This is a genomic window from Kribbella catacumbae DSM 19601 (assembly GCF_000372465.1).
Taxonomy (GTDB): domain Bacteria; phylum Actinomycetota; class Actinomycetes; order Propionibacteriales; family Kribbellaceae; genus Kribbella; species Kribbella catacumbae.
In genome coordinates, this window is the sequence record NZ_AQUZ01000005.1 from 102,538 (window position 1) to 128,380 (window position 25,843).

Sequence of the window (25,843 nt, forward strand, 5' to 3'; positions counted from 1 at the left end):
CGCGCCTAGCATGCGGAGATGGGCATCTACTCGGATCGCGTGGTACCCCGGCTGGTCAACGTCATGTGCGGGGCGAAGCTGGCCGAGCCGCTTCGGCAGCGGGTTTGCGAAGGGCTGCAGGGCGACGTTGTCGAGATCGGGTTCGGGTCCGGTCACAACGTTCGTCACTACCCCGCGACCCTGACGGGGGTGACCGCTGTCGAACCGTCCGATGTCGCCTGGCGACTCGCTACGGACCGCCTGGCCGAGGCCCGAGTGCCGGTACTGCGCTCGGGCCTCGACGGTCAGGCGTTGCCGTTCGAAGACCAGATCTTCGACAGTGCTCTGTCCACCTGGACCCTGTGCACGATCCCGGATGCCGTCGCTGCACTGCGTGAGCTCAAACGCGTCCTCAAGCCGGGCGGCTCCTTCCATTTCGTCGAGCACGGTCTCGCCCCCGACGAACCCGTACGCCGTTGGCAACGTCGCCTGGAGCCGGTGCAGCGCCGCGTGGCCGGCGGCTGCCACCTCACCCGACCGATCGCCGACCTCATCACCACCGCCGGGTTCACGATCACCGACCTCGACGTCTTCTACCAGCCCGGCGCACCGAAATTCCTCGGCGCCCTCACGCTCGGAACAGCAAATACGCCTGGGGCTGCTTCTCCAACGGACCCCCACTGAGGCCGGCCACTGCTCCGGTCCCTACCGTTCGGGGAGCTCCTTCTCACCGGACTTGGGGAGAATTTTGCTACCGATTCGGGCAGAAATCCTCCCCAAGCCGGGCCACCGCGAAGTTGCCGTCAGGCTCAGCCAGGGCACGGCGGGTGCCACGATGTGCTGATGACTAAAGGCTTCGAATGCAAGTCATTCTCGATCGGCCTACCGGAGGATGCGGCTGACCAGTCGCTCACGGCTCTCTTCAGGCATGTGAGTGACATCTTGGCTGAAGATGACCCCATCAGCATGGACGACATCATCACTGTCTCCTTCCAGACCGAGCTTGGTCAGGACGCTGTCTATCGCGGGTGCGTTCACCGTCGTGTTCGATGACGATGCCACCAACACACCCACTGCTGTGTCATCCCTTTCATACTCGTCAGACGCGGGATCCGTGGCGCTTTGAGCATTGCGCTCCGCACAACACCGCCCTCGACCAACAGGCCGGCCGATCGGACCGTCATCACGGAGTCGTGAGGCCGCTGCCGCGCTAGACCTTGCGGACCAGCAGGTAGCCCTGGGGCTGCTTCTCCTGGGGCAGCGGAGCATGAGTGAAGGTACTGACCTCGGTGAAGCCGGCGGCGGTCAGCAGTGCGGCGATGTCCGCCGGCTCGTAGCAGTAGACATCGAGTGACAGCGGATGCCCGTACGCCTGGTCCAGGTGATAGGTCTCAGTGCCGACCTTGAAGGTGTGGAGCAGCAGACCGCCGGGCGCCAGGACGCGGTGGATCTCGGCGAAGACCTTCGGCAGGTCCTCGGGCGGCGTGTGGACCAGCGAGTACCACGCGAGCGCTCCCCCGAGCTTGCCGTCCGGGAGTTCGAGGTCCAGCAGCGTGCCGACCTCGAAGCGCAGCTCCGGGTAGGACTGGCTGGCCACCGCAACCATCTCGGGCGACAGATCGATGCCGAAAGCATCCAGCCCGAGCGAGACCAGGTACGTCGTGATCCGGCCCGGGCCGCAGCCGAGGTCACCGACCTGTCCGGTCACCAGTTCGGCGAACAGGTCGAGCATCGAGCGGTCGTACGGGTTCTCCGCGAGGTTGTCGCCCAGGATCTCGGCGTACGACGCGGCGACGGTGTCGTAGGAGGTCTGGGTGGCGTGGAGGTAGGAGGAGGTCATGGCTCAGGAGGTTAGCCAGGCCCTCCGACAAAATCAGAGGACCGACGGCAGGCGCTCGGCGAGCAGTTGGTAGTCGTGGATGCTGTTGTAGGCGTGGGCCGAGAGTCGGACGAACACGCGGGTGTCGAAGGCCGTCAGTGTGATTTCTGCCTTCAGGTCGCGGGAGACCTTCTTCTTGAAGGCCTCGCCCGCCTCAGGCGAGGGCACCCCGGCGAAGGGGAGCTCCACCAGGCGCATGGTGGCCGCGGGACGGGCGACCTCGGCGACTGACGTCCCGAGTGCCTTGGCGAGGAGTTTCGCGCCTTCGTCGAGCATGGCCGAGAGTTCCGATCGGCGTCGCGGCCACTCCAGCTCGGCGAGGACCCGCAACGATTCGGGGGCGGCGATCCACGGCGCGTAGTCGTGCGTGCCTTGCTGGTCGAAACGCTCGGGCAGGCGTTCGTCGTACTCCGACCAGCTGACGATCAACGGCACTGTTGCCTTCCGCCACCTCTCGGCCACCACGAGACCCGCCGTCGCGCGAGGTGCCGCCGGCCACTTGTGGAAGTTGCCGGTCCAGAAGTCGGCGCCGTCCTCCGCCGGCGCGTCCAGCAGCGCCGGAGCGTGGGCGCCGTCCACGATCGACGGGATGCCACGCGACCGGCACAGCTCGGCGAGCCGGCGGATCGGGAAGACCATCGCCGTCGCCGAGCTGATCTGGTCGACGATCAACGCGGCGGTCCGGCCATCCAGAGCTGCCTCGATAGTCGCGACCACCGTGTCGTCGTCGGCCTCCAGCGGTACGTCGACCACCACCACCTCCGCCTGAGCCGCCTTGGCGAAGCGCTCCGCGGCGTACCGGACGGCGCCGTACGCGTGATTGGTCAGCACGATCCTGCTGCCGGCCGGGATCGGGATCGTCGCGAGCGCCGCGGTGACGCCGGCGCTGGCGTTGGGGACGAGCGCGAAGCCGGCCGGGTCGGTCTGCAGGTAGGCGGCGAGCTCCAGCCGGCTGGTGGTCAGGCGCTCGGCGACCGAGCGAAACCAGAGCATCGGGTTCGCGTCGGTCTCCGCTCGCAGCTTCGCCAGCAACTCCTGGGTGCGGCGCGGGACAGCGCCGTACGAACCGTGGTTGAGGTGCAGGATTTCAGGGTCGAGGGTCCACAGGTCTGGGCGGGGGCTGAGTACCGTCACCACTCAAACGGTACATACTTCTCGGCGTGTATCCCTATCTCGACCACGAGGGGCCGATCGCGATGGCCCACCGCGGCGGCGCTCTGCACCCGGAGAACCTCGGCTACGAGAACTCGATGCACGCCTTCGAGCACGCGGTCGGGCTCGGCTACAGGTACCTCGAGACCGACCTCCACGCGACCAGCGACGGCGTGGTCATCGCCTTCCACGACCACCGCCTGGACCGCGTCACCGACCGGACCGGCGTGATCTCGCAGCTCCCGTGGTCCGAGGTGCGCCAGGCCCGGATCAACGGGCACGAGCCGATCCCGCTGCTGTCGGAGTTGCTGGAGCGCTTCCCGGACGTCCGGATCAACCTGGATATCAAGGCGGACAACGGCGTGTTGCCCGCGGCCCAGGTAATCCGCGACCACGACGCGATCGACCGGGTCTGCGTCTCCTCGTTCTCGCAGGCTCGGGTCGAGCTGATCCGGCGCGACCTGGGTGAGCGGCTGGCGACCGGCTTCGGGCAGCGAGAGATCGCCCGGCTCCGCTTCGCGCCGTACCGGATGTCGTCGCGGGGAGCGTGCCTGCAGATCCCCGAGTACTACGGCCGCCTGCGCGTGCTCACCCCCGGGCTGCTCCGCCGAGCGCATGCCCTCGGCAAGCAGGTGCACGTCTGGACCGTGGACGACCCGGCCGCGATGAACCGGCTGCTCGATGCCGGGGTCGACGGGCTGATCACCGACCGGACCGACCTGCTCCGCGACGTACTGGTCCAGCGCGGTCAGTGGGTCACACCGTGAAGGACAGCCAAGTGTCCGGATCGATCTCGGGCTTGCCGGGGACCGGCCGCTCCTCGTCCTTGTAGCCGGCAACGGCCACCTCCGTCGCCACCCGACGCCAGAACTTCGCCGCGGCCGCGTTGCTCTCCTGGAACGCGATCTCCCAGTCGCCCGGATGCCGGCGGACTACGAGGAGAGCGGCCTCCCAGCCGACCTGCCGCCGACGCGCCGCACGGAGTACGAAGAATTCGCCCATCACCCGCAGCCCGCTCAGCAACCCGCGCACCAGCACGAACCCGACCACCCGGTCGTCCTGCCGGACGAGGTAGCCGCACCGGTCCGAGTCGGTGAAGAACGACCGCAGCCGGGCAGTCGCGAACAGACCTTCCGCGTCCGGGTAGGTGCCCCAGTACTCCGACAGGTCGTGCCGGTACAGCTGCCAGAGCCGCTCGGTCAGCGGGTGATGTTCAGCGACAATCGGCTGAAGAGTTATCGAAGAAGGCACCGAGTCATCCTCACACCTGCCACACTCCTCCGCATGGGAATTCTCTCGGCCCCGGCGAGTGTCGACAAGCGTGAGTACTGGGGCTTCAACCTGTACGACTGGGCCAACTCCGGCTACGTCACCACGGTCGCCACGGTGCTGTTCGCGCCGTACCTCACCTCGGTGGCCGAGACCGCCGCCTGCGGCCGGGTCGGTACGACGGAAGACCCCTGCCACACGAATCTCCAGGTCCTCGGGCTCGGCATCTCCCCCGGATCGCTCGCGTTCTACGTCGTCACTGTGGCGACGCTGATGTCGGCGCTGTTCCTGCCGATCGTCGGGGCGATCGCGGACCGTTCGCCGCGCAAGAAGGTGCTGATGTGCGCCTTCGCGTGGACCGGTGCGCTGGCCGCCTGCAGCATGGTGTTCGTCGGCGGCGGCCGCTGGGAGCTCGGCGCGTTCCTGCTGTTCGTCGGCAACCTCTGCCTCGGGTCGTCGATGGTCATCTACGACTCGATCCTGGTCGACATCGCCGCGCCCGACGACCGCGACGACCTCTCGTCGCGCGCCTGGGCCTTCGGCTACCTGGGCGGCTTCATCCTGCTGGCGATCAACCTCGGCGTGGTCACCGCGCACGATGCTCTCGGTCTCAGCCAGGGCGCCGCAGTACGGCTCAGCCTGCTCACCGCAGGGCTGTGGTGGGGGTTGTTCACCTTCGTACCGTTCGTCCGGCTGAAGAACCGGCCGCCGGTCAGCGTCGTAGCGACCGGTAGCGGGAGTCTGGTCCGGCAGAGCTTCGGGCAGCTGTTCGCGACGCTCAAGCACGTCCGGACCTATCCCATGACGTTGCTGTTCCTGGTCGCGTACCTGTTCTTCAACGACGGCATCCAGACCGTCATCGCGGTCTCCTCGACGTACGGCGAGAAGCAGCTCGGGTTCGAGACCCAGGTGCTGATCATGACGATCCTGCTGGTCCAGTTCATCGCCTTCTTCGGTGCGCTCGGCTTCGGCCGGTTCGCCCGCCGGTTCGGCGCCCAGCGCACGATCATGGGCGGGCTGGTGGTCTGGATGGTGATCGTGATCGCGGGCTTCCTGCTGCCGGCCCGGCAGATCGTCCCGTTCCTCGCGATGGGCGCCGCCATCGGCATCGTGCTCGGCGGCACCCAGGCGCTGTCCCGGTCGGCCTTCAGCCAGCTGATCCCGAAGGGCCGCGAAGCGGAGTACTTCAGCCTGTACCAGGCCGGCGAACGCGGCACCTCCTGGCTCGGCACCCTCGTCTTCGGCCTGGTACACCAGATCACCGGCTCCTACCGGCCCGCGATCGTGGCCCTCGGCATCTTCTTCGTCATCGGCCTGGTCCTGCTCTCCCGGGTCGACATGCGCCGCGGCATCGCCGAGGCGGGCAACGCCCAGCCCACGGTGATCTAGGTGGGCAGCGGCCTGGCGTCCACGATCTGCTTCATCACGAGCGTCGAACTCAGCCGCTGTACGCCGGGCAGCGTCGCCAGGTGTTCGTCGTACAACTGCTGATACGCCTCGAGGTCCTTCGTGACCACCCGCAGCAGATAGTCCGGATCGCCGAACAGCCGCTGAGCCTGCACGACCTGCGGCAACCCGGCCAGCGCCGCCTCGAACTGCGCCACCGTGTCCCGGTCCTCCTGACGCATGGTGATGAACACCAGCGCCTCGAAGGTGAGCCCGAGCGCCACCGGATCCACCACCGCGCGGTACCCGCGAATGGCGCCGGCCTTCTCCAGATCCCGCAACCTCCGGTGACACGGCGACAGACTGAGGCGCACCCTCGCCGCCAGGTCCGTGACCGTCAGCCGGCCGTCCAACTGGAGCTCAGCAAGGATCTGCCGGTCGATTGCATCCACGGGGTAGATTCTCCCTCAGAGCAGCCCAGTCGAGGTAGAAGTTGGAACCACCTTTGGGCAGATTCTTCATAGTCTCCCAGACATGGAGATTACCTCGCTGGCCGCCTTCGCCACGGTCTCGGTGTTGCTGGTCCTCGTGCCGGGGGCCGATTGGGCCTATGCCATCGCGGCCGGCTTCCGGGAGCGGTCCGTCGTACCGGCTGTCGGCGGGTTGCTGCTCGGATATGTGACGGCGACCTGCGTGGTTGCAGCTGGACTGGCAGCGTTGGTTGCCAGCCGGCCGGCCGTGCTGACGGGATTGACCGTCGTCGGCGCCGGCTACCTGCTCTGGCTCGGCGTCGAAACGGTGGCACGGCCCGCCCAGCCGACTGCAGGCTCTGCTGCCGAGCGATCCCCCAAGCGAGTCCTGCTCAAAGGGGCCGGGATCAGCGGACTCAACCCAAAGGGGTTCCTCCTCTTCCTCGCCCTGCTGCCACAGTTCATCGGTGGGAGCTGGCCGGTCGCGATCCAGATCGGGACGCTCGGGTTGCTGCACGTGGTCATCTGCGGAGTCGTGTACTCCGGCGTCGCGACGGCGGCCCGCGCCGTACTGCGGACGCGGCCGGCCGTCGCGCGAGGGGTAACCCGCGGGTCAGGTGTCGCGATGATCCTGATTGCCGCGGGTCTCCTGGTCGAACGGCTGCATTGAGTCAGGCGGCGTTCGGGCCGACGTCGGCGGTGGTGAGCGGGCGGCGTACCGGCTGGGCGGTCGAGTACTCGTCGGCGCCGACGTCGTACGGCGCAGTACGGGGGTGGCCGTCCAGGTCGTCGGAGACTCGCGATGAGTGGTCCATGCTGGACGCGTTGATCGCCGCACTGCCGGAAGCGAGCCGGTAGATGCCGTCCGTGCCGGCGGTGAGTTTCGGGTCGCCCCGGGTGAAGCCGCCGGACGGGATGTTGCCGTTTGATGCCGAGCCCCAGAGGAGGTTGCCGGACCAGGTGATGCCCTGCTGGTACGGCATGTCGACCAGTTGGCCGCTCGAACCGACCAGGAGGTTGTCGGAGATCCTGCACGCCAGGGGCGGAAGCGTGCGCTGACTCTCTCCGGCGATGGCCTGGGCGTTGTTGCGCAGCGTGTTGAGCACGATCGTGACCCGGTCGGGTGCGTCGTTGCCCGTGCGGGAACTCGACGACTCGCCCTCGAAGTGGTCACGCACGGTGCCGCTGCCGAGCACGATCCCGGCGCTGCTGACATCGCCGACGTAGTTGTTCACGATCAGGTGGTCGTTTCCATAGATCCGGATTCCGTTGCTACCAGCAAGCAAGTAGTTGCCTTCGACCCGGTTCGTGTTGCCGTGCCGGAGCACGATGCCGCCGACGGACGAGCGCACCGTGTTGTAACGGATCGTGTTGCCCGACGACTTCACCGAGATGGCCTCCGGGTCGCCGTTGGCGCGCTCGAACAGGTTGTACTCGACCGTCGCCGCCGCGGTACTCAACGCGCGGCTGCTGACTCCGAGACGGATCGGCTCACCACCGTTGGATCCACCGAAGGAGTGGTCCCGGAAGTGGTTGCGCAGGATGTAGGTGCGCTTTGCCATCTCATCACCCGACGGGCCGTCTATCACCAGGTAGCAGCCGATCGTGGACTTGTCGTGGAACACGTTGCGGTCGACCTTCACGTCGTCACCACGGACGACCAGCCAGTGGCTGGCGGCCGAGCCGAGCTGGAAGTCGTTGCGGGTGATCCGGATCCGGGTGCAGCTGGACGGCAGGTCCAGCGTGCTGGTCTGCTTGAAGACGAACCCGCTGATCGTGACGTACGACGAGTTCGACATCACGAAGCTCTGCGCGCCGGTCAGCGTCACGCCACCGCGCGATTCCGCCTGGATGGTGATCGGCGCCGTGCTGGAGCCGTTGCGGCCGCTGACCGTGATCGGCGAGCCCGATGGTACGGCGTACGAGCCGTTGGCCAGGACGATCGTGGTGCCGGCCGTGGCGGAGTTGATGGCCGACTGGAGCTGGGACAGCGATGTGACCACTGCGGTCGCCTGCGCGTCCGCCGATCGTGGTCTGGGTAGTTGCAGGGCGGCGACGGCAGCAACACCGATGCCGCCGGCCAGAAAAGCACGACGATCCATGACAAGTCTCCTCAACCGTTGGGGCGGTACAGCTTTCGGTACTCACTCGGGGTCACCGAGCTGACTTGGCGGAACACCTTCGAGAAGTACGACTGGTCCATGCCGACCGCGGCCGCGATCTCCTCCATCGGCCGGGTGGTCGACGCGAGCTCACTTTGCGCCCACTCGATCCGGGCGCGCTTGATGTATTGCTTCGGCGATAATCCGAACTCGGTCCGGAAGCGCCGGACGAACGTCGCCAGGTCCTGGCCGAACTGAGCGGCCAGCTCCTCGACGGTCAGCGGGGTCCCGAGGTTCTGCTGGATGTACTGGACGACGCTGGACTCACTCGTCTGCTGCGCTGAGAGCTTGACAGACCCTGGTGGCGCGCTGTCCAGGTAGTGCGCGAACAGCGCGGTCAACGCGGACCGGAGGCGCAACGGTGTCGCGAGGCCGGGTGGATCGCGATCGGCCGCTCCGACCTGCTCAAACAGGGCCGCGGCCTCTTCCGGTGCCTTGCTCTTGACGATGTACGGCAAGGTCAGCAGCTCGCCGATGTCCCGGTCGCCGATGAGCGCCGAGAAGTGCAGCCAGTGCTTGCGGAAGACGTTGTCGCTGATCGTCTCGTACGACACCGGGACCTCGGCCGGGAGATAGCAGAGGTCCCCTGGCTCCGGGTAGAGCTCCTCCTCCCCCACGACGAGCCGGCCTTCGCCTTCGAGGATCAGGTACAGCCTCGAGAACGGGTCTGGCTGCAATGGACGCGACCATTCGCGATGAACCCTGGTGATCCTCGCGGCGACGACGAGATCCAGCCGGAGCCGGTCCAGATGGGTCCGGATCAGTTCTTCTTCACGGCGCGTCTTGACGAGCGCTTGCGTAGTCATGAGGCGTTCGGACCGACGTCGGCCGCCGTCAGCGGATGGAACCGGCACTTGCGGTTCGAGTACTCGTCCGCGCCGACATCTGCCCGGCGTCCTCTGCTGTCTCCGTCCACATCGAGCTCGACGCGTGGGTAGCCACCGGCGGCCGCGTTGATGGCCGGGCTCTTCCGCGTCAGCCGGCGTACGCCGTCCGGCCCGGCAACCAGCTTCGGGTCGAGGCGTTTGAAGGACGCTGCCGGCGCGTTGCCGTCGATCGCCTGACCCCAGTGGAGGTTGCCCGACCAGCTGATGCCGTCCTGGAACGGCATGTTCACCAGCTGACCGGCGTCCGCGACGAACAGGTTGTCGGCGATCTTGCAGCCCAGCGGCGGAAGGGTCCGGTGGCTTTCGCCGCTGATCGCGGTTCCGCAGTCCAGCACCGTGTTGAGTGCCAGCAGCACCCGGTCGGGGGCGTCGTTGCCCCGCCGGCCCGCGGGCGGCTCGCCGGGGTAGTGGTCGCGGACGTTGCCGCTGCCCAGCACGATCCCGGAACCGCCGATGCGCTCGAGGTAGTTGCTGACGATCCGGTGGTCGTCGCCATAGATCCGGATCCCGTTCGATCCCGACAGGATGAAGTTGCCCTCGACCCGGTTGGCGTTGCCGTGCCGCAGGACGATCCCGCCGAGACTGTCGCGGATCGTGTTGTGCCGGATGACGTTGCCCGACGACTTCACCGAGATCGCTTCGGGGTCGCCGTTGGCGCGCTCGAAGAGGTTGAACTCGACGACGGCGCCGGCCGTGGACAGCGCACGCGGGCTGACGCCGAGGCGGATCGGCTCGCCGCCGTTGTCGCCCGGGAAGGTGTGGTCGCTGAAGTGGTTTCGGTACACGTGGACGCCGGTGGCCATCTCGTCGATCCCGGCGCCCTCGATGCCGAGGTAGATGCCGAGCGTCGTCTTGCCGTGGAAGGCGTTGTGATCGACCGTCGAGTGGTCGGCGCGAACCATCAGCCAATGCAGGCCTTCGATGTCGGCCAGCTGGAAGTCGTTGCGGGTCAGCCGGATCCGCCGGCAGTCCGGCGGAACGTCCAGCGTGGTGCTCTGCCGGAACGCGAAGCCGCTCAGCGTGACGTCCGACGAGCCGGTCAGGACGAAGCTCTGCTCGCCGGTCAGCACCACCCCGCCCGGCGACTCCGCCCGGATGGTGATCGGCAGGCCTGGTTCACCCCGTACGCCGGTGAGCGCGATCGGCGCGCCGGCCGGTACCGGATAGTGGCCGTCGGCAACCGTAATCACGGTGCCCGGGCCGGCGGTGCCGATGGCACGCTGCAACTCGTCGAGCGAGCGGACACGCCGGCGATCGCGTGGACGGGCGGTGGCGGGCAGCGGACCGGCCAGCGCCGAGCCGGCCACGACGCCACCAGCGGCAGCGGCGGTGAGGAACATGCGGCGGTTCATGGTGTCTCCCGGCGGATCAAACGGATGGGGCGAGCAACAGCTCGATGACAGGTACGGCAGGCGGCCAGCGAGTACATGCCCCAATGGACGAACAGGCCGAACCGGTCGTGGCGGAACCACGCCTTCGCACTCATTGCCTCACCCCTTCAACGCACCCGCGGTCAGGCCACGGGCGAACGAACGCTGGAAGAACAGGAACACCAGCACCGACGGAAGCAACGCGAGTAGCGAAGCCGCCATCACGACACCGGGTGTCACCAGCGGATCGATCCGCAGCGTCCGCAGCGCCAGCGGCAAGGTGTACGCCGACGAGTCGGTTGCCACCAGCAACGGCAGGAGGTACTGGTCCCAGATCATCGTGAAGCCGAACACCCCGATCACGCCGAGCGCCGGCTTGCACAGCGGCAGGATGATCTGGGCGAAGATCCGGAACTCACCGGCCCCGTCGATCCGGGCCGCCTCCTCCAGCTCGCGCGGCACGTCCTTCATGAACTCGGTCATCACCAGGATGGAGAACGCCCAGGCGCCCAGCGGCACGATCATCCCGGCCAGCGTGCCCATCAGGTTGAGGTGCACCAGCGGCAGGTCGGCCAGCACCAGCGTCAACGGCAGCGCCAGGATCTCCTCGGGCAGCATCATCGTGGCGAGGATGGCGACCATCACCAGCGTCATCATCGGGAAGACCTTGCGGGCCAGGGCGTAGCCGGCCAGCACCGACACCGCGACCTGCAGCAGCAGGCCGAAGCCGACGACGAAGAACGAGTTCATCAGGTACTTCAGGACGCCCTGGTCGAAGGCGATCTTGAAGTTGTCCAGCGTTGGGCTCTTCGGGAACACACTCAGCTGGGTCGGGTCGGAGACGTGGTTGAAGGAGCTCACCAGGAGCGCCAGCAACGGCCCGCCGAACACCACGAACAGGCCGGTGTAGACGACGAACTTCAGGATCCGGGAGCCGAGGCCCTTGCTCTCGGTGAGACCCAGCGCGGTCTCGGTGGCGGCACTCATGCGGATCTCCCCTTCCGGAGCAACTGGACGCAGATGGTCAGGACGAGGGTGGCGACGAACAGCAGGACGGCTCCCGCCGAGCCCACGCCGAGCCGGTTCTGTTCCAGCCCGAGCTTGTAGATCAGGGTCATCACGACTTCGGTGGAACCGTTCGGCCCGCCGTTGGTCAGCAGGAAGACCTCGGTGAAACTCCGGAATCCACGCACCGCCGCGAGGACGAAGAGGATCGCGAACACCGGCCGCAGACCGGGCAGGGTGACGTGCAGAATCCGTTGCTTGGTCGACGCGCCGTCGACCGTCGCCGCCTCGTACAGGCCACGGTCGATGCCCGCCAGCCCGGCCAGGAAGATCATCATGTCGTACGGCGCGCCACGCCAGATCCCGGTGACCGCGATCGAGGCGAGCGAGGTGTCGGGGTCGTTGATGAACCCCGACGGACCGAGGCCGGCCAAGGCGATCACCTGGTTCATCAGGCCGTCGCTGGTCGGGTGGTACATGATCCGCCACAGCTCGGCGACCACGGCCATCGGTACGACGACCGGCAGGAACGCCGCCGACCGGATGAAGCTGAGCTTGCGGGTCTGGCCCTCCACCAGCAGGGCCAGCGTGAAGCCGAGCGCCATCGCGCCGAACGTCTGCCCGACCGCCAGCACGATCGTGTTCCAGGTCGCCGACCGGAAGCTTTCCGACGACAGGATCTCACTGTAGTTGGCGGTGCCGACCCAGGTGTTGCCGAGATAGGGCCGGACTTCCTGCACGGACATCGAGACGGCCTGGGCCATCGGGATGAACTTGAAGTACAGGAAGAGGATCAGCGCCGGCGCCAGGAACAGCCACGGAATCCACCACCGGCCACCCCGGCGCGCCTTGACCCGGGCGCCACTCCCCCGGCGTTGTACGCCGGGGGCAGCCGCTGAGGGCGGCGCGGCTTCTTTCACAGTCACGATGCGTCGATGCCCTGCTGCTTGAGCGTCTCGGCCAGCTTGCCGTCGAGCTTGGTCAGCTCCGCGGTGACGTCCAGCCCACAGTCCGCGATCAGCGCGTTGACCGTGTCGGCGGTCGCCTGCCGGACCGGCGTCCAGTTCGGGATCGACGGTGAGTACCGGCCGTGGTCACGGTAGACATCGGCGTACACCTTCCAGCGCGGATCCTTGCGGACCGAGGTGACGTCGACCGCCTTGTTGACCGGCAGTTGCACGTTGAAGGCCGCCTCGCCTTCCATCCCGACCTTCTGCCCCTCGACGGAGACCACGAAGGAGGCGAACGCGTTCTGAGCGGCCTCGTTGGCCGACCCGGCCATCATGTAGACGCTGCCACCTTCGGCCAGCACAGTCGCGTCCTTCGCACCGGCGGGTACGGGCACGACCTCGTACTTGTCCTTGCCGAGCGACTTGTCGAACCGAGGCATCAGGTACGGGCCGACGACGTACATGCCGGTCTTGCCTGCTTCGAAGGTCTCGTTGGTCGGCGGGGTGTCCATCGTCGCGGCACCGGGCTGGATGACCTTGCTCGTGCAGGCCAGGTCGCGGAACCACTTGGTGGCCGCCACGGACTCCGGTGTCGACATGGCCGGCTTGTACTTCCCGTCGGCTTGCTTGGCGATGAAGTCACCGCCGGCGCCCCAGAGGAAGTTGGAGAAGTACCAGGACGCGTACCCGCGCTTGGTCGAGCCGGGCACCGCCAGCCCGAAGGTGTCGTTCTTGCCGTTGCCGTCGGGGTCTTGGGTGGTGAACGCCTTTGCCAGCGCTACGAACTGATCCAGGTTCTTCGGCGCGGGCAGACCGGTCTTCGCCCGCCAGTCCTTGCGGATCAGCAGCGCGGTGGCCTGCGCGGAGTACGGGACGCCGTAGAGCTTGCCGTCACCGGCCCGTGCCGACGCCAGCGCGGTCTCGATCAGCTGGTCGCTGCCCGGTACGGCGGCCGGGTCGACCTCGCGGACGATCCCCTCGCTGACCATCGAACCCAGCTGGGCCGAGTCGTTCATCACGATGTCCGGCAGATCCTTCTGGGCGGCCCGCTGCGACAGCTTCGTCTCGAAGTCGTCGAAGATCGCGGTGACGTCCACCTTCTGCCCGGTCTTGGCCTCGAAGGCCGCGGCCAGCTTCTTCATCCCCTTCTCGCCGTCCCCACCCGGCTTGGTCCGGGTCCACAGCTCCAGCGGCGCCTTCGGGTCCTGTTCGACCTTCGCGGCCCCACCGGAGTTGCAACCGGCCACCACAAGTACAGCTCCCAGCCCCAGGGCAGCCCATCTCAACGACCTAGCCATGCCTTCTTCTCCTGTCGACGAAGAGGCGAATTTGTACTTTTTGCGCCTCATTTCGTCGGAAGATAGCGCTTTCCGAGCGCAGGAGTCAATGATTCGGCCGATGATCAGGCTCAGGATGACGATCCCCCTGGAGCCGGCCGACGATCCTGAGGTGGTCGCCCAACCCGAGCCGCCCCCGGGTCCGGCGCCGTTCGCCTTCCCGGTGGCAAGCCCACATCTGGTGGGCTTGAACACCAAACGGTGGCCTCGGACAGTCTCTACCTTGTTCACGGTCGCCGGATGGTGTTCACGCCCACCAGATGTGGGCTTGCCACCCCAGAGCAGCCTGCTCGCGGTGCAGGAGCGGGTGGCGGCGCCGGCGTGGGGTTCGCGGGTCAGGGGGTGCGGCGGTCTGGGGCCCAGAGGTGGTCGGCGTCGCCGGCGATGAGGTGGCCCCGATACACACCGATCTTGTGATCGATCAGCTCGAGGTTCTCCTGCAGCTCAGCGAGCTTGCTCAGCACGAGCAGTTGGGCAGCCGGTACTGCAGCGGCGGTCGACTCAGCGGGGTGATGGCGACGCGTTGGGATTGCGTCCGAGGGCCGATTCGCCTTGACGGACAGTGCGAGCAGTCAGCGTGCCATCCGTCGTCTGCCCGCTCACGACCACCTGCTCACCCGCCTTGAGATCAGCGGCGGTGCCCTTGGTGGTCATCTCGATCGACGTGTCGCCGGTCAGCTTCACCGTGACGTCACCGTTCTGCGTCTTCACGACCAGCTGCGAGCTCGTCGCGGACACAACCGTGCCGATCGCGGCACTCCCCCCGCCAGGCGCCTGCCCCTGACCCTGACCCTGGCCACGGAAACCGCCGTACCCAGCCCCTCCCGCACCTGGACCCCCAGCCTGCGTCGTCGCCGTGCTGTCCTTCGCGAACGCGGCATGCAGTCCAGCGCCGCCGGCCAGCCCGATCGCCAGGACGACGATCCCCGCCAGCACAGCCGTTGCCGCAGGCAAGTTCAGGGTCTTCTTCGGTTTCAGCGCCTCGCCGACCTCTTCGTCGGTACCGATCTGGGCGAACTCGTCATCGGGGTGGGGCGTGCTCATCAGGGAGCCTCTCATTCGTGGCGGAGTGCATCGATGGGACGGAGACCGGCAGCCCGATGGGCGGGCATGCTGCCGAAGAACAGACCGACGGCGGCAGAGACACCGAAGGCGAGCAGGATCGAGGACGGCACCAGCACCGGCTGTACTCCGGCCAGCTGGAACCGGCTGACCACCAAGGCGACGATGATCCCGACCGCGCCGCCGATCAGGCTCAGCAACGTCGCCTCGATCAGGAACTGGCCGAGGATCGTCCGTCGCCGGGCACCCAGCGCCTTGCGGATGCCGATCTCCCGGGTCCGCTCGGTGACGGTGACGAGCATGATGTTGGTGACGCCGATCCCGCCGACGATCAGGCTGATCGCCGCCACCGTGGCCAGCAGCGCGGTGAACGTCGCCGCCGTGTCCTGGCTGGTCTGCAGGATCTGCGCGGAGTTCGTGATCCGGAACGGTGAGCTCTGGGTGGCCGGCACCTGATGCCTGGCCGTCAGCAACTGCGTCACCTCGGCCTGCGCGGTGTCGACCTTGTCCTTGCCTGCGGCCTGCACGACGATCTGGCTCAGCGCGCCGTACCCGGCCTGCGTCGCCCGCAACGTGCTGATCGGCACGATGACAGTGGCGTTCGGATCGCTGAACCCAGATGTGTCCTTCGACGCCAGCACACCCAGTACTGCGAAGTCGACCGCGCCGAGCTTGATCGTCTGACCGACCGCCGACGCGGGCCGCCCGAACAGTTCGGTCGCGGCCGTCTGGCCGAGCAGCACGACGCGTTGCGTGGAGTCCACGTCCTGCTTGGTGAATGCCCGGCCGTTGGCGACCGGGGTGTTCGTCGCCGGCAGGTACTCCGGAGTCGTGCCGATCACCTGGTTGACGGTGTAGCTCGTGTCGCCGTTGGTCGCAGTACCGGAGCTGGTCATCACCGGCGCGACCGCGGCCACATCCGGGGCGAGCCGGTGGTCGGACAGCGCCTCGGCGTCAGCCATCGTCAGGCTGTACTGCTGAGCCGACGGGCCGGCCTGGCCGCGCACGAATCCGCCGCCACCGCCGGTCGTCGAAACGGTCAGCAGGTTCGTCCCCATCGCTTCGAGCCGGTCCTGCACCGCCTTCCCGGAACCATTGCCCACGGCAACCAGAACGATGACCGCGCCAACGCCGATGGCGACTCCGAGCACGGTGAGCAGCGAGCGCAGTTTGTTCGCGCCGAGACCGCGCAGGGCGGCCCCGAACAGGTCGCGGGGTGACATCAGCCGGTCACCTCGTCGGTGACGATTCGCCCGTCGGAGACCCGGATCAGCCGGCGCGCCCGCCGGGCCACCTCGGTCTCGTGGGTGATCACGACGACGGTCCGCCCTTCGGAATTCAGGTCGTCGAACATCGCCAGTACTTCGTCCGTCGAGTGCGCGTCCAGGTTGCCGGTCGGCTCGTCGGCGAGCAGGATCCGCGGCCCGGTCGCCAGGGCGCGAGCAATCGCGACCCGCTGCTGCTGGCCGCCCGAGAGCTCGTTCGGCCGGTGATCGGCGCGATCGGACAACCCGACCAGCTCCAGTGCGCGGCGGGCTCGCCGGCGCCGGTCGGCCTTCTTCAGGTGGGCGTAGGTCAGCGGCAGTTCGACGTTCGCGAGCGCGCTGGTGCGCGGGATGAGGTTGAACGACTGGAAGATGAAGCCGATCTTGCGGCCGCGCACCAGGGCCTGCTGGTCTTCCGACAGGCGGGCGACATCGGCACCGTCCAGCCAGTACTCACCGCGGCTCGGTACGTCGAGGCAGCCGAGGATGTTCATCAACGTCGACTTGCCGGACCCGGACGAACCCATCACCGCGACGTACTCGCCGGCGTCCACCCGCAGCGACACTCCGCGCAGCGCGTGCACAGCGGTCTCACCGGCTCCGTAGGTCTTGGTGACGTCCCGGATGTCGATCAGGGAGTCAGCGGCCACGGTTCGCTCCCCCGCCAGTACCCGCGCCCGGGAACTGACCGCCACCGGGTTGAGCCGGGAACTGTCCGGTCCGCCCGCTTTGACCAGTGGCCGCGCCGATCGCACCCTGAAGCAACTCGATCTGGTCGCCCTCCACGAGGCCGGACGTGATCTGCGTGAAGCTGCCGCCCTGGACACCGACCTGTACTTCGCGGCTGCCGCCGCCGTTGGCCATCGTCACCGTGTGCGTCGTCCCGCTGGTGACGATCGCCGTGGTCGGCACGTACAGGGCGTTGGTCGCCTTGGCCGTCTGGACGGTCACGTTCGCGGTCTGCCCGATTCGGGCCGACGCCGGGACCTTCGCGAGGGTGAAGGTGGCCGAGTAGGAGACCACGCCGTTGGTCGTCGTGGGAGTCGGCGACACCGAGGTGAGGGTCGCGGTGAGCGTGCTGCCCGGATCGGCGTTCAGGGTGACCGTCGCGGCCTGCTTCGCCTTGATCTTGATCGCGTCGGCCTCTGGGAAGGCCGCGACCACCTGGAGCGTCTTGAGGTCCGCGATGTCGACGAAGCCATCGCCGGCTGCCGTAGTCGTCGTGGTGCTGCCGGCCGTATTACCGGAGCCCTGACCGGTGCCTGTTGTGCCGCTCGAACCTCCGGCGACAGAGCCGACCGAACCGTTCACCGCGGTGATGGTGCCCCCGATCGGCGCCGTCAGGGTTGTCGCGGCGACGGCGGCCTGCGCGGCTTCGAGGTTCTGGTCGGCCTGTTCCTTGTCGGCCTTCGAGCGAGCCAGACTGGCCTTCGCGTTCGTGACCACGACCTCAGGGCTCTGGCCCTGGTTCTGCGTCTGCGTCTGGGTCTGCGTTTGAGTCGGCTGGCCAGGGGTCGGTGTTGGCGTCGGCTCGGCCTCGGCGGCTTCGGCCTCCTCAGCAGCCGTCTCCGCGTCGTCGAGGGTGTCCTCCGCGGCCGTCACGGAGTTCGCCGCCGCGATCTGGTTCTGCTCAGCAATCCGTACTTCGCGCTGCGCGGCGGCCGGGTCGATCTTCGCGATCGACGCGCCCTTGGCCACCACCTGGCCCACCTTCACCAGCACCGCCGTCACGGTGCCCGAAGTAGCGAACTGCGGTGAAGCAGTCTGAGCGCTTTGCAGAGTGCCGCTCGAGCTCACCCCGGCGGTCACCTCGCCCCGGGCCACGGTCACCGTCGGACGCGTCGTACCGGCCGCTTCGGACTCGGGCCGGAAGAAGAGCAGGTAGGCGGTGGTAGCGATGGCCAGGACGACGGCCACCAGGGCCAAGTTCAGGAGGCTGAGGCCACGAAGTTTGCGGCGTGCTTTGGTCACGGACGCAGACGCTAGGGGCGCTGGCTGAGGAACTGATCCCGACAGCCTGGCAACTCGCTGTGAAAACCGGCCAATCAGTCGAGGTGACCCAAGACTTCCTCGAGCCGGCGGGCCAGGAAGGCACGTTCCACCTCGTTGCCAGTCATCGCCAACGCCTCCTCGTACGACGTGGCCGCGTCCGCCCACCGACCGAGCCGGCTGAGGAAGTCGGCACGCGCGGCGCTCAGGTAGCCGTAGGTGCTCAGCGCCGGCTCATCCTGCAGCGGCGAGAGCGCCTCCAGGCCGGCCTCCGGTCCGTCCCGATACCCGATCGCGACCGCGCGGTTCAGCTCGACGACTGGCGACGGCCACAGCCGACGCAGTACGTCGTACAGGCCGGCGACCTCGACCCAGTCGGTGTCCTCCCACGTGGCTGCCTCGGTGTGCACCGCGACGATCGCCGCCTGGACCGAGTACCTCGTCGCGCCCGCGCTTCGCAGTACCTCGGTCAGCAGCGCCGCGCCTTCCTCGATCAGCCCGGCGTCCCAGCGCGTCCGATCCTGCTCGGCGAGCAGGACGAGTTCCCCGCTGTCGGAGAGCCGGGTGTCTCGGCGGGAGTCGGTGAGCAGCAGCAACGCCAGCAAACCGGCCACGTCGCTACTGCCGGGCAGCAACTGGCGCAGGTTCCGGGCGAGGCGGATGGCACCGTCGACGAGGTCTCGCCTGACCAACTGGGAGCCGAACGGCGCGGCGTGGCCGGTGGTGAAGACCAAATGCACGACCTCGAGGACGGCATCGACGCGGGCCGGCAACTCGGCGCGATCCGGCACCCGGTACGGGATCCGGGCGGCACTGATCTTCTTCTTCGCTCGCGTGATCCGGGCTGCCATGGCCGCGTCCTGGACCAGGAACGCCCGCGCCACCTCCGTCGTGGACAGGCCGCACACCAGCCGCAGGGTCAGCGCCACCTGGGCATCACGCGACAGCGCCGGATGGCAGCAAGTGAAGATGAGTCGCAGCAAGTCGTCGGCGACCTCCTGCGGATCGGGAACATCCTCCGGTCCTGCCGCCACGTCGTCCATGACGAGTAAAGGCAGGGCCGAGCGCAGTACCGACTCCCGCCGCAGGAGGTCCCTTGCACGGTTGCGCGCGACGGTGGTCAGCCAGGCGCCGGGGCGGTCCGGTACGCCGTTGGCGGCCCAGTGCGACAGCGCCTTGGTATACGCGTCCTGCGTGCACTCCTCGGCGAGGTCGAGATCGCGCGCCACGCGCACCGTCGCGGCGAGCACTCTGGCCCACTCGTGACGGTGCGCGTGAGCGACGGCTTCCGCGACGTCGGCGTACTGCGTCAAGCCGACGCCGTCCCGGTCTGGTCGGGCCCGTTGACCGGCCGGACCTCTACGCCGCTGTGTGCCTCCGAGACCTCGGGCAGCAGCCGGGCGAGCGCGAGCGCCGCATCGAGGTCGGCTGCCTCCACCAGGTAGTACCCGCCGAGTGCCTCCTTGGTCTCCAGGAACGGCCCGTCGGTCGCTGTCGGCGTGCCGCTGAGGTTGCCGCGCAGGGTGGTCGCGGTCGTCGTCGGCAGCAGTTCATGTCCGGCCAGGATCGCGTCGCCGGCCGCGGCCACGAAGGCGGCGTGCCCCGCACCGAGGTCGGCCAACTGCTGCTCGGACATCCCTTCCCAGATCTGCTCGTTGCCGTAAATGAGGAGCAGGTACTTCGCCATCTCGGACATCCCATCGCTCGGGGGCCTGGTAACGGCCCGTCTACCTTGACGACGAACGAGCCGGCCGCTCATCGATGCTCCTGGCCCCCAAGTCTTGGCAACTCACAGTGAACGGACACGCCCGGCTGACTGTGGCCTGCGACACACAGTGATTTGTGAACACTCAATGACAGGGGGTGATGACGGTGCTGTCAGGTGCGTACCTTGGGCTCGGGCATGCCAAAATGGGAATGATCCGGGTCGGCCGACCGTTGGCACGGATGACGAATCTCGGAGGTTTGACATGTCTAATCGCGTTCTGCGTGGTTCGGGGCTGGGTGGGGTCAGCTTCGAGGATGACCGTGGCGTGGAGTTCGCGCCGCGCCAGATGATCACATACGACTGCCCACGTGGCCACGTGGTCGAGGTAACGATGGCGCACGACGCCGAGGTACCGGCGATCTGGGAGTGCCCCCACTGCGGCAGCGAGGCCGCCCGTTCGACCGGTGAGAAGCCGGAGCCGAAGCAGGAGAAGCCGGCCCGTACGCACTGGGACATGCTGCGCGAGCGTCGCAGCATCTCAGAGCTGGAGGAACTGCTCGCCGAGCGAGTCGCGTTGCTCCGTTCCGGTGAGATCGGCCCAGCCCACCTCCACCGGACCCGCTCCACCGGCAAGCGCAGCGCCTGACACACCCCGAACGGGCCGTCACCACCAGGTGGTGACGGCCCGTTCGTCATGTCCGGCCGCGTCCGGGCATGAACGCGCCGGCTCAGTCGGGAGGGAAAACGGACACCGGCAGGGCGGCGAGCCCGTGTAGCAGCGCGCTGCTGGTCCACTCCACCTCTTCGGCCGGTACTGCGAGCCGCAGATCCGGGTACCGCGCCAGCAACCGGTCCAGCGCGATCTCGATCTGCATCTTCGCCATCGGAATCCCGATGCAGTAGTGCGGCCCGTGCCCGAACGAGAACGTGTTCTGTGGGCACCTGGTCACGTCGAGCCGGTCCGGATCCGGGAAACGGGTCTCGTCGCGGTTCGCCGAGCCCCAGGACAGCGCCAGGATCTGGTTCGCCGGAATCAGCACGTCGCCGACCTGGATCTCGGCCTTCGTGAACCGGAACGTGCCCACCGAAGCAGCCGGGTCGTACCGCATCAGCTCGTCCACCGCCATCGGGATCAGGGACGGATCGGCCCGCAGCTTGGCCAGTTCCCCGGGATGGGTGAGCAGGTTGAACACCCCGTTGCCGATCGAGTGCACCGTGGTGACGTGGCCCGCGGTCACCACGATGAAGATCATCCCGACGATCTCCGCCTGGGTCAGCGGCTCCCGGCCACCACCGGCGCGGATCAGCTCGGTGATCATGTCGTCGCCGGGATTGGCCCGGCGTTCGTCGACCAGCGCGTTGGCGTAGGCGATCATCTTCGCCGAGGCCTCGGCGACCTCGTCCGGGTCCTGACCGGCACCGGTCAGCGTGCCTGACCACCTGCGGAAGTTCTCCCGGTCCTCCTCCGGCATCCCGAACAGGTCGCAGATCGTCCCCAGCGGCAACGGCCACGCGAAGGCGGCCAGCAGGTCGACCACCGGCGCCTCGGCCAGCCTGTCCAGCAGCTTTTCGACTGCTACCTCGACTCCGGGCCGCAACGCCTCTTGCCGGGCCGGGGTGATCGCGTGCATCGCCAGTGCCCGCAATCGGGAGTGTCCGGGCGGGTCGCTGTTCAGCACGTGCGCCGCCAACTCGTCGTCGAAGCCCGGTTCGGCCTCGTCCTCCTCCGGTCCACCGGTATGCATCGGCGAGGCCAGTGTCGAGTGCCTGGCGTACATCTCGTTCAGACGGCGGCCGTCCTTGCCGACCCTCGGGTCCAGGGCCAGTGCGCGGCAGTCGTCGTACCGCGGGACCAGCCAGACCTTGGCGCCGTGCGGAAAGATCACCTCGTGGACCCGTCCGTCGCCGCGGAATCTTCGCAGGTAGGCGGCCTGGTGCTGTACGAAGTCCTCGCCCAGCTCCTCGATCGCCTGCAATGCGTCATCCAACATACGTTTGTCCTCCCCCACTTTCGTGTTTCCCCTTGTCTGGAAGGAGTTGCAGGCCCTCGATCACTGATACACCCGAGCTGTATCACCAGCAGCGTCGCGGTTCTCTAGTCAGTGACAGGACCAGTTGGGGGCCTGCCCTGGCGGCTGGGGCGGGGCGGGGCGCAGAAGCAGGGGGCTACACCGATGAGTGGTGACGCGGCAGACGACGGGCCAGCGAAGGCGATCGCCCGTCCGGGAGTGTTCGAGACCTGGCGGCAGACCCCGCGCGAGGCCAAGGCGCTGCTGGCCGGAGTGTTCGTCAGCAAACTGGCCGCATTCCTGCAGATCTTCCTCGTCCTGTTCCTGACCCATCGCGGGTTCTCGGCCGGTCAGGCCGGCTTCGCTCTCGGCGTGTACGGCGCGGGCGCGGTGCTCGGTACCGCGCTCGGTGGCTGGCTCAGCGATCGGCTCAGTCCGCGCTCGGCGACGGTGATCTCGATGATGGGGTCCGCAGGCCTGATCGCGTCGCTGATCTACATCAAGTACTACCCGCTGATCCTGCTGGCCGTCCTCCTGGTCAGCGCGGTCGGCCAGTTCTACCGGCCGGCGGCGCAGTCGATGATCACTCAGCTCACCCCGCCCGACAAGCTGGTGATGGTGACCGCGATGTACATGCTGTGCGTGAACCTGGGCACCACGGTCGCGCCGCTGGTCGGGGTCGCGCTGGCCCAGATCTCGTACAACCTGCTCTTCTGGGCCGAGGCGCTCGCCGTGCTCGCCTTCGGTCTGATCGCGCTGGTCGCGCTGCCCAAACCGGATCGCAGCGCCCGCGCGGCCGCCAAGGCAGAGGCGGCCGAGCCGCCGATCCGCGGTCGCTACCTGGACGTGCTTCGCGACCGCCGGTACTCGCTGTTCATGCTCGCCTTCTTCCTCCAGGCGGTCGTCTACTGTCAGTACACCGCCGCTTTGCCGCTGGCGATCAAGGCGGCCGGGCAGAGCATCTGGTGGTACGGCGCACTGATCACGATGAACGCGATCATCTGTGCGACCTGCCAGATGATCGCGACCAAATTCGTCCAGGGCTGGTCGATCCGGGTGGTGCAGCTGATCGGCTTCACCCTGGTGGCGATGGGCTACGCGATGTACGCGATCGAGATGCTGCCGGTGTTCCTGATCCTGGGCACACTGTTCTGGACCCTGTCGGAGATCATCGGCGTGCCGACGATGTTCGCCTATCCGGGCATGATCGCGCCGCCGCACCTGCGTGGCCGGTACTTCGGGGCGATGCAGACCATGTTCGGCCTCGGGGCGACGGTCGGCCCGGTGCTCGGGGTGCTGTTGTTCCAGCACATCGGCCAGCGGGTCTGGCTGTGGATGACGCTGATCGAGGTGGTCGCCACGGTGATCGGCGCGATCGGCCTCCGCCGCCCCATCCCGGCCCAGCCGACGGCGCCCGCCGTCGCCTAGCCCTGCGGCTTGTCCTGGGGGCGATCGGGATCGATGACCTCGCCCTGGACGATGTCGTCGGAGGCCGCGCGTTCGCGGTGCGCCCGGTCGGTGTCGTCCGCGGTGGGTGGCCGGAACGTGCCGGGCATGAAGCCGGTGATGGGGTTGCCGCCCAGTTGGGCGGCGATCCGGCGGCTGAGGAAGCTGGACAACACCTTGCGGGCCAGCGGCCGGGTGAACGGCAGGACGAAGAAGAACCCGAAGATGTCGGTGATGAACCCCGGCGTCAGCAGCAACGTGCCGCCGACCAGGACGAGGGCCGCGTCGGCCAGCTCCTTGCCCGGCATCCGGGCCGTCCTGGTTGCCTCCTGCAGCGCGTTCCAGGCGCGCCGGCCTTCGCGCTTGATCAGCCACGCACCCAGCGCGCTCTCGAAGATCAGCAGCGCGACCGTGGGCCAGCCACCGATCACCTGGCCGATCTGGATGATCACGTAGATCTCGATGATCGGGACGACCAGCAGCGCGACCGCGACGAACCAAGGCATGGTCACACCTTCTTACTGCTGAAGAGACTCACTAGACAGGCACCTTTTCACGGTCGGGGGTCGTGGCCGGCGGGTTGTCCTCGGCGCGTGGCTTGCGCCTGGCCAGCAACGCCAGCACTGCTCCCAGGATGCCCAGGCCGGTCAAGATCCACTGCGGCCAGCCGCCGAGAGTGGTGGCCAGCGTCTTGCCGTCGCGGACCGGCACCTGCGCGATGTACACGTCCCGCACGAACTCTCCGGTCTTGTGCTCGACCTTGCCGTTGGGGTTGATCACGCCCGAGATGCCGCTGGTCGACGCGATCAGGACCGTCCGCCCGGTCTCGATCGCCCGCATCCGGGTGATGGCGAACTGCTGCTCCGGCTGCCCGGTCCCGCCGTACGTCGCGTTGTTGGTCTGCACGATGAGGATCTGGGCGCCGCCCTTGGCCACGTCGGACACCACGTTGTCGTAGGCGAGCTCGAAGCAGATCAGATCGCCGTACAGGACGCCGTTGATCGGCATGAGGCCCGGACCGATGCCGGGCGCGGTCTGCCGGCCGACCATCTCCAGCCGCTTGATGTACGGCAGGAGCTGTTCGCGGAACGGGATGTACTCACCGAACGGCACCGGATGACGCTTGGCGTACCGCTGGCCGGGGCCAGTGGCCGGATCCCAGACGATGCCGGTGGTCTGGCGTTCGTTCGGGCCGGGCCCCTCGGTCACCGCGCCGACCAGGATCGGGACGTTGACGGACTGGACCGCGGTCTCGATGTCCCGCTTGGTCTCGGGATCCCTGTACGGGTCGATGTCGGTCGAGTTCTCCGGCCAGATCACCAGGTCGGGCTTGACCTGCGAACCGGCCTCGACCTCCTTCTGCAGGTCCAGCGTGGCGTTCAGGTGATTCTTGGTCACCGTCCGGGCCCGGCCGAGGAACTCCAGCCCCTTGCCCGGCACGTTGCCCTGCACGATCGCCGCGGTGACGGTCTTGCCGTTCCCATCGGTCGACAGCGTGATCAGCGAGCTGCCGCCGACGATCGCGATCCCTGCGACCAGCGCCACCGCCCGCAGGCTCAGGGCGCTCCGGCGGCGCAGTACGGCGTACACGAGGACACCCAGCAGCGCCACGATGAAGCTGAGACCCGCGATCCCGACCAGCGAGGCCAGCCTGCCGAGCGAGGAGTCCGCGAAGGCCCAGGCCAGCCTGCCCCAGGGGAATCCACCGAACGGAACAGAGCCGGTCGCATACTCCGTCGCGACCCATAGGCAGGGCACCCAGAGCATCCACAGTTTGTGCTTGAGCGTCTGGCTGGCCAGTGCGCCGAAGACCCCGTAGAAGAGGCCCTCGAGAATGGCGAGCGCGATCGCGGCGTCGCCACCGATCACAGTCAGCCAGGGCACCAGTACGGAGTAGAACGTGATGCCGAAGCCCGATCCGATCAGGAAGCCGGCCTTCATCGAGACGCCGTTCAGCGCGGCCAGCAAGAGCGGCACTGCAACCAGCACCAGCCATGGATGAGCATGAGGCTCGTAGATCAGCCCGAGCAGGGCACCGGCGCCCACCGCCACGACCACCCTCGGCAAGATGCGCCCCAACGCCTTCAGCCGCTCCACTCGGACACCCCTTCGCCTCACTACCGGCTGCTGCCGGTCGCACGACGGTACAACGTCCGGTGGGCGCGGATATATCCGGTCAGTAACCGGAAGACGAACGGGTCCGGATGCGAGACCGCCGGGGGCCGGAAAGAGTGCCGAAAAAAAATGGGGGGGGGCCGGAAAAGGAAAGAGGCTCGGCGCTCCTTCGGACCAACCGCAGACCCGCTGGTTGCGAGCCCGTCGGCTGTTGTCTACTGGGCGCCGAGCCTCTTCCACCTCTGCCCCGCGGGGGGCTAACCACCGGCGATCTCAGCCCCCGTCGACTCAGGCCTGGCACTGGCCTGGTCAGCGTCGCGGGATCATCCGGTGGCCGAACTTCTTTGAACCGTTGGATAAACGGGTAATGACGACTCCCAAAACGATGCTCGTTCGCAGCCGT

The 25,843-nt window shown here is 67.7% G+C and carries 28 protein-coding genes; 7 read left to right on the plus strand and 21 right to left on the minus strand.

Translation table 11 applies throughout. The features are described 5' to 3' along the window. Positions 1–18 precede the first annotated feature (18 nt). Both A3ES_RS0107330 and A3ES_RS0107335 read left to right on the plus strand, forming a co-directional pair. On the plus strand, positions 19–663 hold the full coding sequence (locus A3ES_RS0107330) for a class I SAM-dependent methyltransferase (RefSeq protein WP_020386139.1): 645 nt from the start codon (positions 19–21) through the stop codon (positions 661–663). A gap of 159 nt (positions 664–822) precedes the next feature. Then, positions 823–1,032, plus strand: coding sequence for a hypothetical protein (locus A3ES_RS0107335; RefSeq protein ID WP_020386140.1), 210 nt, complete (start codon positions 823–825; stop codon positions 1,030–1,032). 157 nt (positions 1,033–1,189) lie between these two features. On the opposite strand, the gene A3ES_RS0107340 is transcribed toward A3ES_RS0107335, so the two are convergent. Together A3ES_RS0107340 and A3ES_RS0107345 are read right to left on the minus strand one after the other, a co-directional pair. After that, positions 1,190–1,819, minus strand: coding sequence for a class I SAM-dependent DNA methyltransferase (locus A3ES_RS0107340; RefSeq protein ID WP_020386141.1), 630 nt, complete (start codon positions 1,817–1,819; stop codon positions 1,190–1,192). A gap of 33 nt (positions 1,820–1,852) precedes the next feature. After that, on the minus strand, positions 1,853–2,992 hold the full coding sequence (locus tag A3ES_RS0107345; RefSeq protein WP_157630377.1) for an aminotransferase class V-fold PLP-dependent enzyme: 1,140 nt from the start codon (positions 2,990–2,992) through the stop codon (positions 1,853–1,855). A 26-nt stretch (positions 2,993–3,018) separates the two neighbouring features. Between A3ES_RS0107345 and A3ES_RS0107350 the strand changes: the two genes are divergently transcribed. Next, positions 3,019–3,777 (plus strand): glycerophosphodiester phosphodiesterase family protein, encoded by a 759-nt coding sequence (locus A3ES_RS0107350; RefSeq protein ID WP_020386143.1) that lies wholly within the window; start codon positions 3,019–3,021, stop codon positions 3,775–3,777. Here A3ES_RS0107350 and A3ES_RS0107355 read toward each other — a convergent pair. After that, positions 3,767–4,261 carry a GNAT family N-acetyltransferase gene (locus tag A3ES_RS0107355; protein ID WP_020386144.1) on the minus strand — a complete coding sequence of 165 codons (495 nt, stop codon included), beginning with the start codon at positions 4,259–4,261 and terminating at the stop codon, positions 3,767–3,769. The two genes, A3ES_RS0107350 and A3ES_RS0107355, sit on opposite strands and share 11 nt — an antisense overlap. Before the next feature lie 33 nt (positions 4,262–4,294). Between A3ES_RS0107355 and A3ES_RS0107360 the strand changes: the two genes are divergently transcribed. Next, positions 4,295–5,668 carry an MFS transporter gene (locus A3ES_RS0107360; protein WP_020386145.1) on the plus strand — a complete coding sequence of 458 codons (1,374 nt, stop codon included), beginning with the start codon at positions 4,295–4,297 and terminating at the stop codon, positions 5,666–5,668. Here the strand turns inward: A3ES_RS0107360 and A3ES_RS0107365 are convergent. Further along, a complete protein-coding gene (locus A3ES_RS0107365) occupies positions 5,665–6,117 on the minus strand; it encodes an Lrp/AsnC family transcriptional regulator (protein ID WP_020386146.1) in 453 nt (150 codons plus the stop codon). The two genes, A3ES_RS0107360 and A3ES_RS0107365, sit on opposite strands and share 4 nt — an antisense overlap. 82 nt (positions 6,118–6,199) lie before the next feature. Here A3ES_RS0107365 and A3ES_RS0107370 point away from each other — a divergent pair, with 82 nt between their 5' ends. Further along, the gene (locus A3ES_RS0107370) at positions 6,200–6,805 is read left to right on the plus strand and encodes a LysE family translocator (protein ID WP_020386147.1); all 606 of its coding nucleotides are present in this window, start codon (positions 6,200–6,202) and stop codon (positions 6,803–6,805) included. Between the two features lies 1 nt (position 6,806). Here the strand turns inward: A3ES_RS0107370 and A3ES_RS0107375 are convergent, their stop codons facing one another. The 14 genes from A3ES_RS0107375 to A3ES_RS0107435 form a co-directional block, all read right to left on the minus strand. Continuing rightward, positions 6,807–8,237: a polysaccharide lyase 6 family protein gene (locus A3ES_RS0107375; RefSeq protein WP_020386148.1), complete on the minus strand. Its 1,431-nt coding sequence runs from the start codon at positions 8,235–8,237 to the stop codon at positions 6,807–6,809. 11 nt (positions 8,238–8,248) lie between these two features. After that, on the minus strand, positions 8,249–9,103 hold the full coding sequence (locus tag A3ES_RS0107380; protein ID WP_020386149.1) for an AraC family transcriptional regulator: 855 nt from the start codon (positions 9,101–9,103) through the stop codon (positions 8,249–8,251). After that, complete coding sequence (locus A3ES_RS0107385) at positions 9,100–10,536, minus strand: polysaccharide lyase 6 family protein (RefSeq protein WP_026162634.1); 1,437 nt, start codon at positions 10,534–10,536, stop codon at positions 9,100–9,102. Before A3ES_RS0107385 ends, A3ES_RS0107380 begins: the two co-directional genes overlap by 4 nt. After that, entirely contained in the window at positions 10,533–10,670 is a 138-nt protein-coding gene (locus A3ES_RS55420) for an alpha-L-fucosidase (RefSeq protein WP_202806451.1), read from the minus strand. Before A3ES_RS55420 ends, A3ES_RS0107385 begins: the two co-directional genes overlap by 4 nt. Before the next feature lie 4 nt (positions 10,671–10,674). Next, positions 10,675–11,541, minus strand: coding sequence for a carbohydrate ABC transporter permease (locus tag A3ES_RS0107390; protein WP_020386151.1), 867 nt, complete (start codon positions 11,539–11,541; stop codon positions 10,675–10,677). Then, positions 11,538–12,485 (minus strand): carbohydrate ABC transporter permease, encoded by a 948-nt coding sequence (locus A3ES_RS0107395; protein ID WP_020386152.1) that lies wholly within the window; start codon positions 12,483–12,485, stop codon positions 11,538–11,540. The genes A3ES_RS0107390 and A3ES_RS0107395 overlap by 4 nt, the downstream gene beginning before the upstream one ends. After that, positions 12,482–13,807, minus strand: coding sequence for a sugar ABC transporter substrate-binding protein (locus A3ES_RS0107400; RefSeq protein ID WP_040454191.1), 1,326 nt, complete (start codon positions 13,805–13,807; stop codon positions 12,482–12,484). Before A3ES_RS0107400 ends, A3ES_RS0107395 begins: the two co-directional genes overlap by 4 nt. Before the next feature lie 374 nt (positions 13,808–14,181). After that, positions 14,182–14,310, minus strand: coding sequence for a MerR family transcriptional regulator (locus A3ES_RS56680; protein WP_020386154.1), 129 nt, complete (start codon positions 14,308–14,310; stop codon positions 14,182–14,184). A gap of 37 nt (positions 14,311–14,347) precedes the next feature. Further along, entirely contained in the window at positions 14,348–14,890 is a 543-nt protein-coding gene (locus tag A3ES_RS46505) for a hypothetical protein (RefSeq protein ID WP_020386155.1), read from the minus strand. A gap of 11 nt (positions 14,891–14,901) precedes the next feature. Further along, a complete protein-coding gene (locus A3ES_RS0107415; protein ID WP_020386156.1) occupies positions 14,902–16,131 on the minus strand; it encodes an ABC transporter permease in 1,230 nt (409 codons plus the stop codon). Next, positions 16,131–16,823 carry an ABC transporter ATP-binding protein gene (locus tag A3ES_RS0107420; RefSeq protein ID WP_020386157.1) on the minus strand — a complete coding sequence of 231 codons (693 nt, stop codon included), beginning with the start codon at positions 16,821–16,823 and terminating at the stop codon, positions 16,131–16,133. Before A3ES_RS0107420 ends, A3ES_RS0107415 begins: the two co-directional genes overlap by 1 nt. Beyond that, the gene (locus A3ES_RS0107425; protein WP_020386158.1) at positions 16,813–18,144 is read right to left on the minus strand and encodes an efflux RND transporter periplasmic adaptor subunit; all 1,332 of its coding nucleotides are present in this window, start codon (positions 18,142–18,144) and stop codon (positions 16,813–16,815) included. The genes A3ES_RS0107420 and A3ES_RS0107425 overlap by 11 nt, the downstream gene beginning before the upstream one ends. Positions 18,145–18,218: 74 nt before the next feature. Continuing rightward, positions 18,219–19,475, minus strand: a complete 1,257-nt coding sequence (locus A3ES_RS0107430; protein ID WP_020386159.1) for an RNA polymerase sigma factor — start codon at positions 19,473–19,475, stop codon at positions 18,219–18,221. Continuing rightward, a complete protein-coding gene (locus A3ES_RS0107435) occupies positions 19,472–19,849 on the minus strand; it encodes a YciI family protein (RefSeq protein ID WP_202806452.1) in 378 nt (125 codons plus the stop codon). The genes A3ES_RS0107430 and A3ES_RS0107435 overlap by 4 nt, the downstream gene beginning before the upstream one ends. A gap of 283 nt (positions 19,850–20,132) precedes the next feature. Between A3ES_RS0107435 and A3ES_RS0107440 the strand changes: the two genes are divergently transcribed. Further along, positions 20,133–20,516 carry an RNA polymerase-binding protein RbpA gene (locus A3ES_RS0107440; RefSeq protein WP_026162638.1) on the plus strand — a complete coding sequence of 128 codons (384 nt, stop codon included), beginning with the start codon at positions 20,133–20,135 and terminating at the stop codon, positions 20,514–20,516. An 82-nt stretch (positions 20,517–20,598) separates the two neighbouring features. On the opposite strand, the gene A3ES_RS0107445 is transcribed toward A3ES_RS0107440, so the two are convergent. Then, complete coding sequence (locus A3ES_RS0107445) at positions 20,599–21,861, minus strand: cytochrome P450 family protein (protein WP_020386162.1); 1,263 nt, start codon at positions 21,859–21,861, stop codon at positions 20,599–20,601. A gap of 183 nt (positions 21,862–22,044) precedes the next feature. Here A3ES_RS0107445 and A3ES_RS0107450 point away from each other — a divergent pair, with 183 nt between their 5' ends. Then, a complete protein-coding gene (locus A3ES_RS0107450) occupies positions 22,045–23,307 on the plus strand; it encodes an MFS transporter (protein WP_020386163.1) in 1,263 nt (420 codons plus the stop codon). Here A3ES_RS0107450 and A3ES_RS0107455 read toward each other — a convergent pair. Together A3ES_RS0107455 and lnt are read right to left on the minus strand one after the other, a co-directional pair. Then, complete coding sequence (locus A3ES_RS0107455) at positions 23,304–23,831, minus strand: FxsA family protein (RefSeq protein WP_020386164.1); 528 nt, start codon at positions 23,829–23,831, stop codon at positions 23,304–23,306. The two genes, A3ES_RS0107450 and A3ES_RS0107455, sit on opposite strands and share 4 nt — an antisense overlap. 31 nt (positions 23,832–23,862) lie before the next feature. Further along, positions 23,863–25,422 (minus strand): apolipoprotein N-acyltransferase, encoded by a 1,560-nt coding sequence (gene lnt / locus A3ES_RS0107460; protein WP_020386165.1) that lies wholly within the window; start codon positions 25,420–25,422, stop codon positions 23,863–23,865. Between the last annotated feature and the right edge of the window lie 421 nt (positions 25,423–25,843).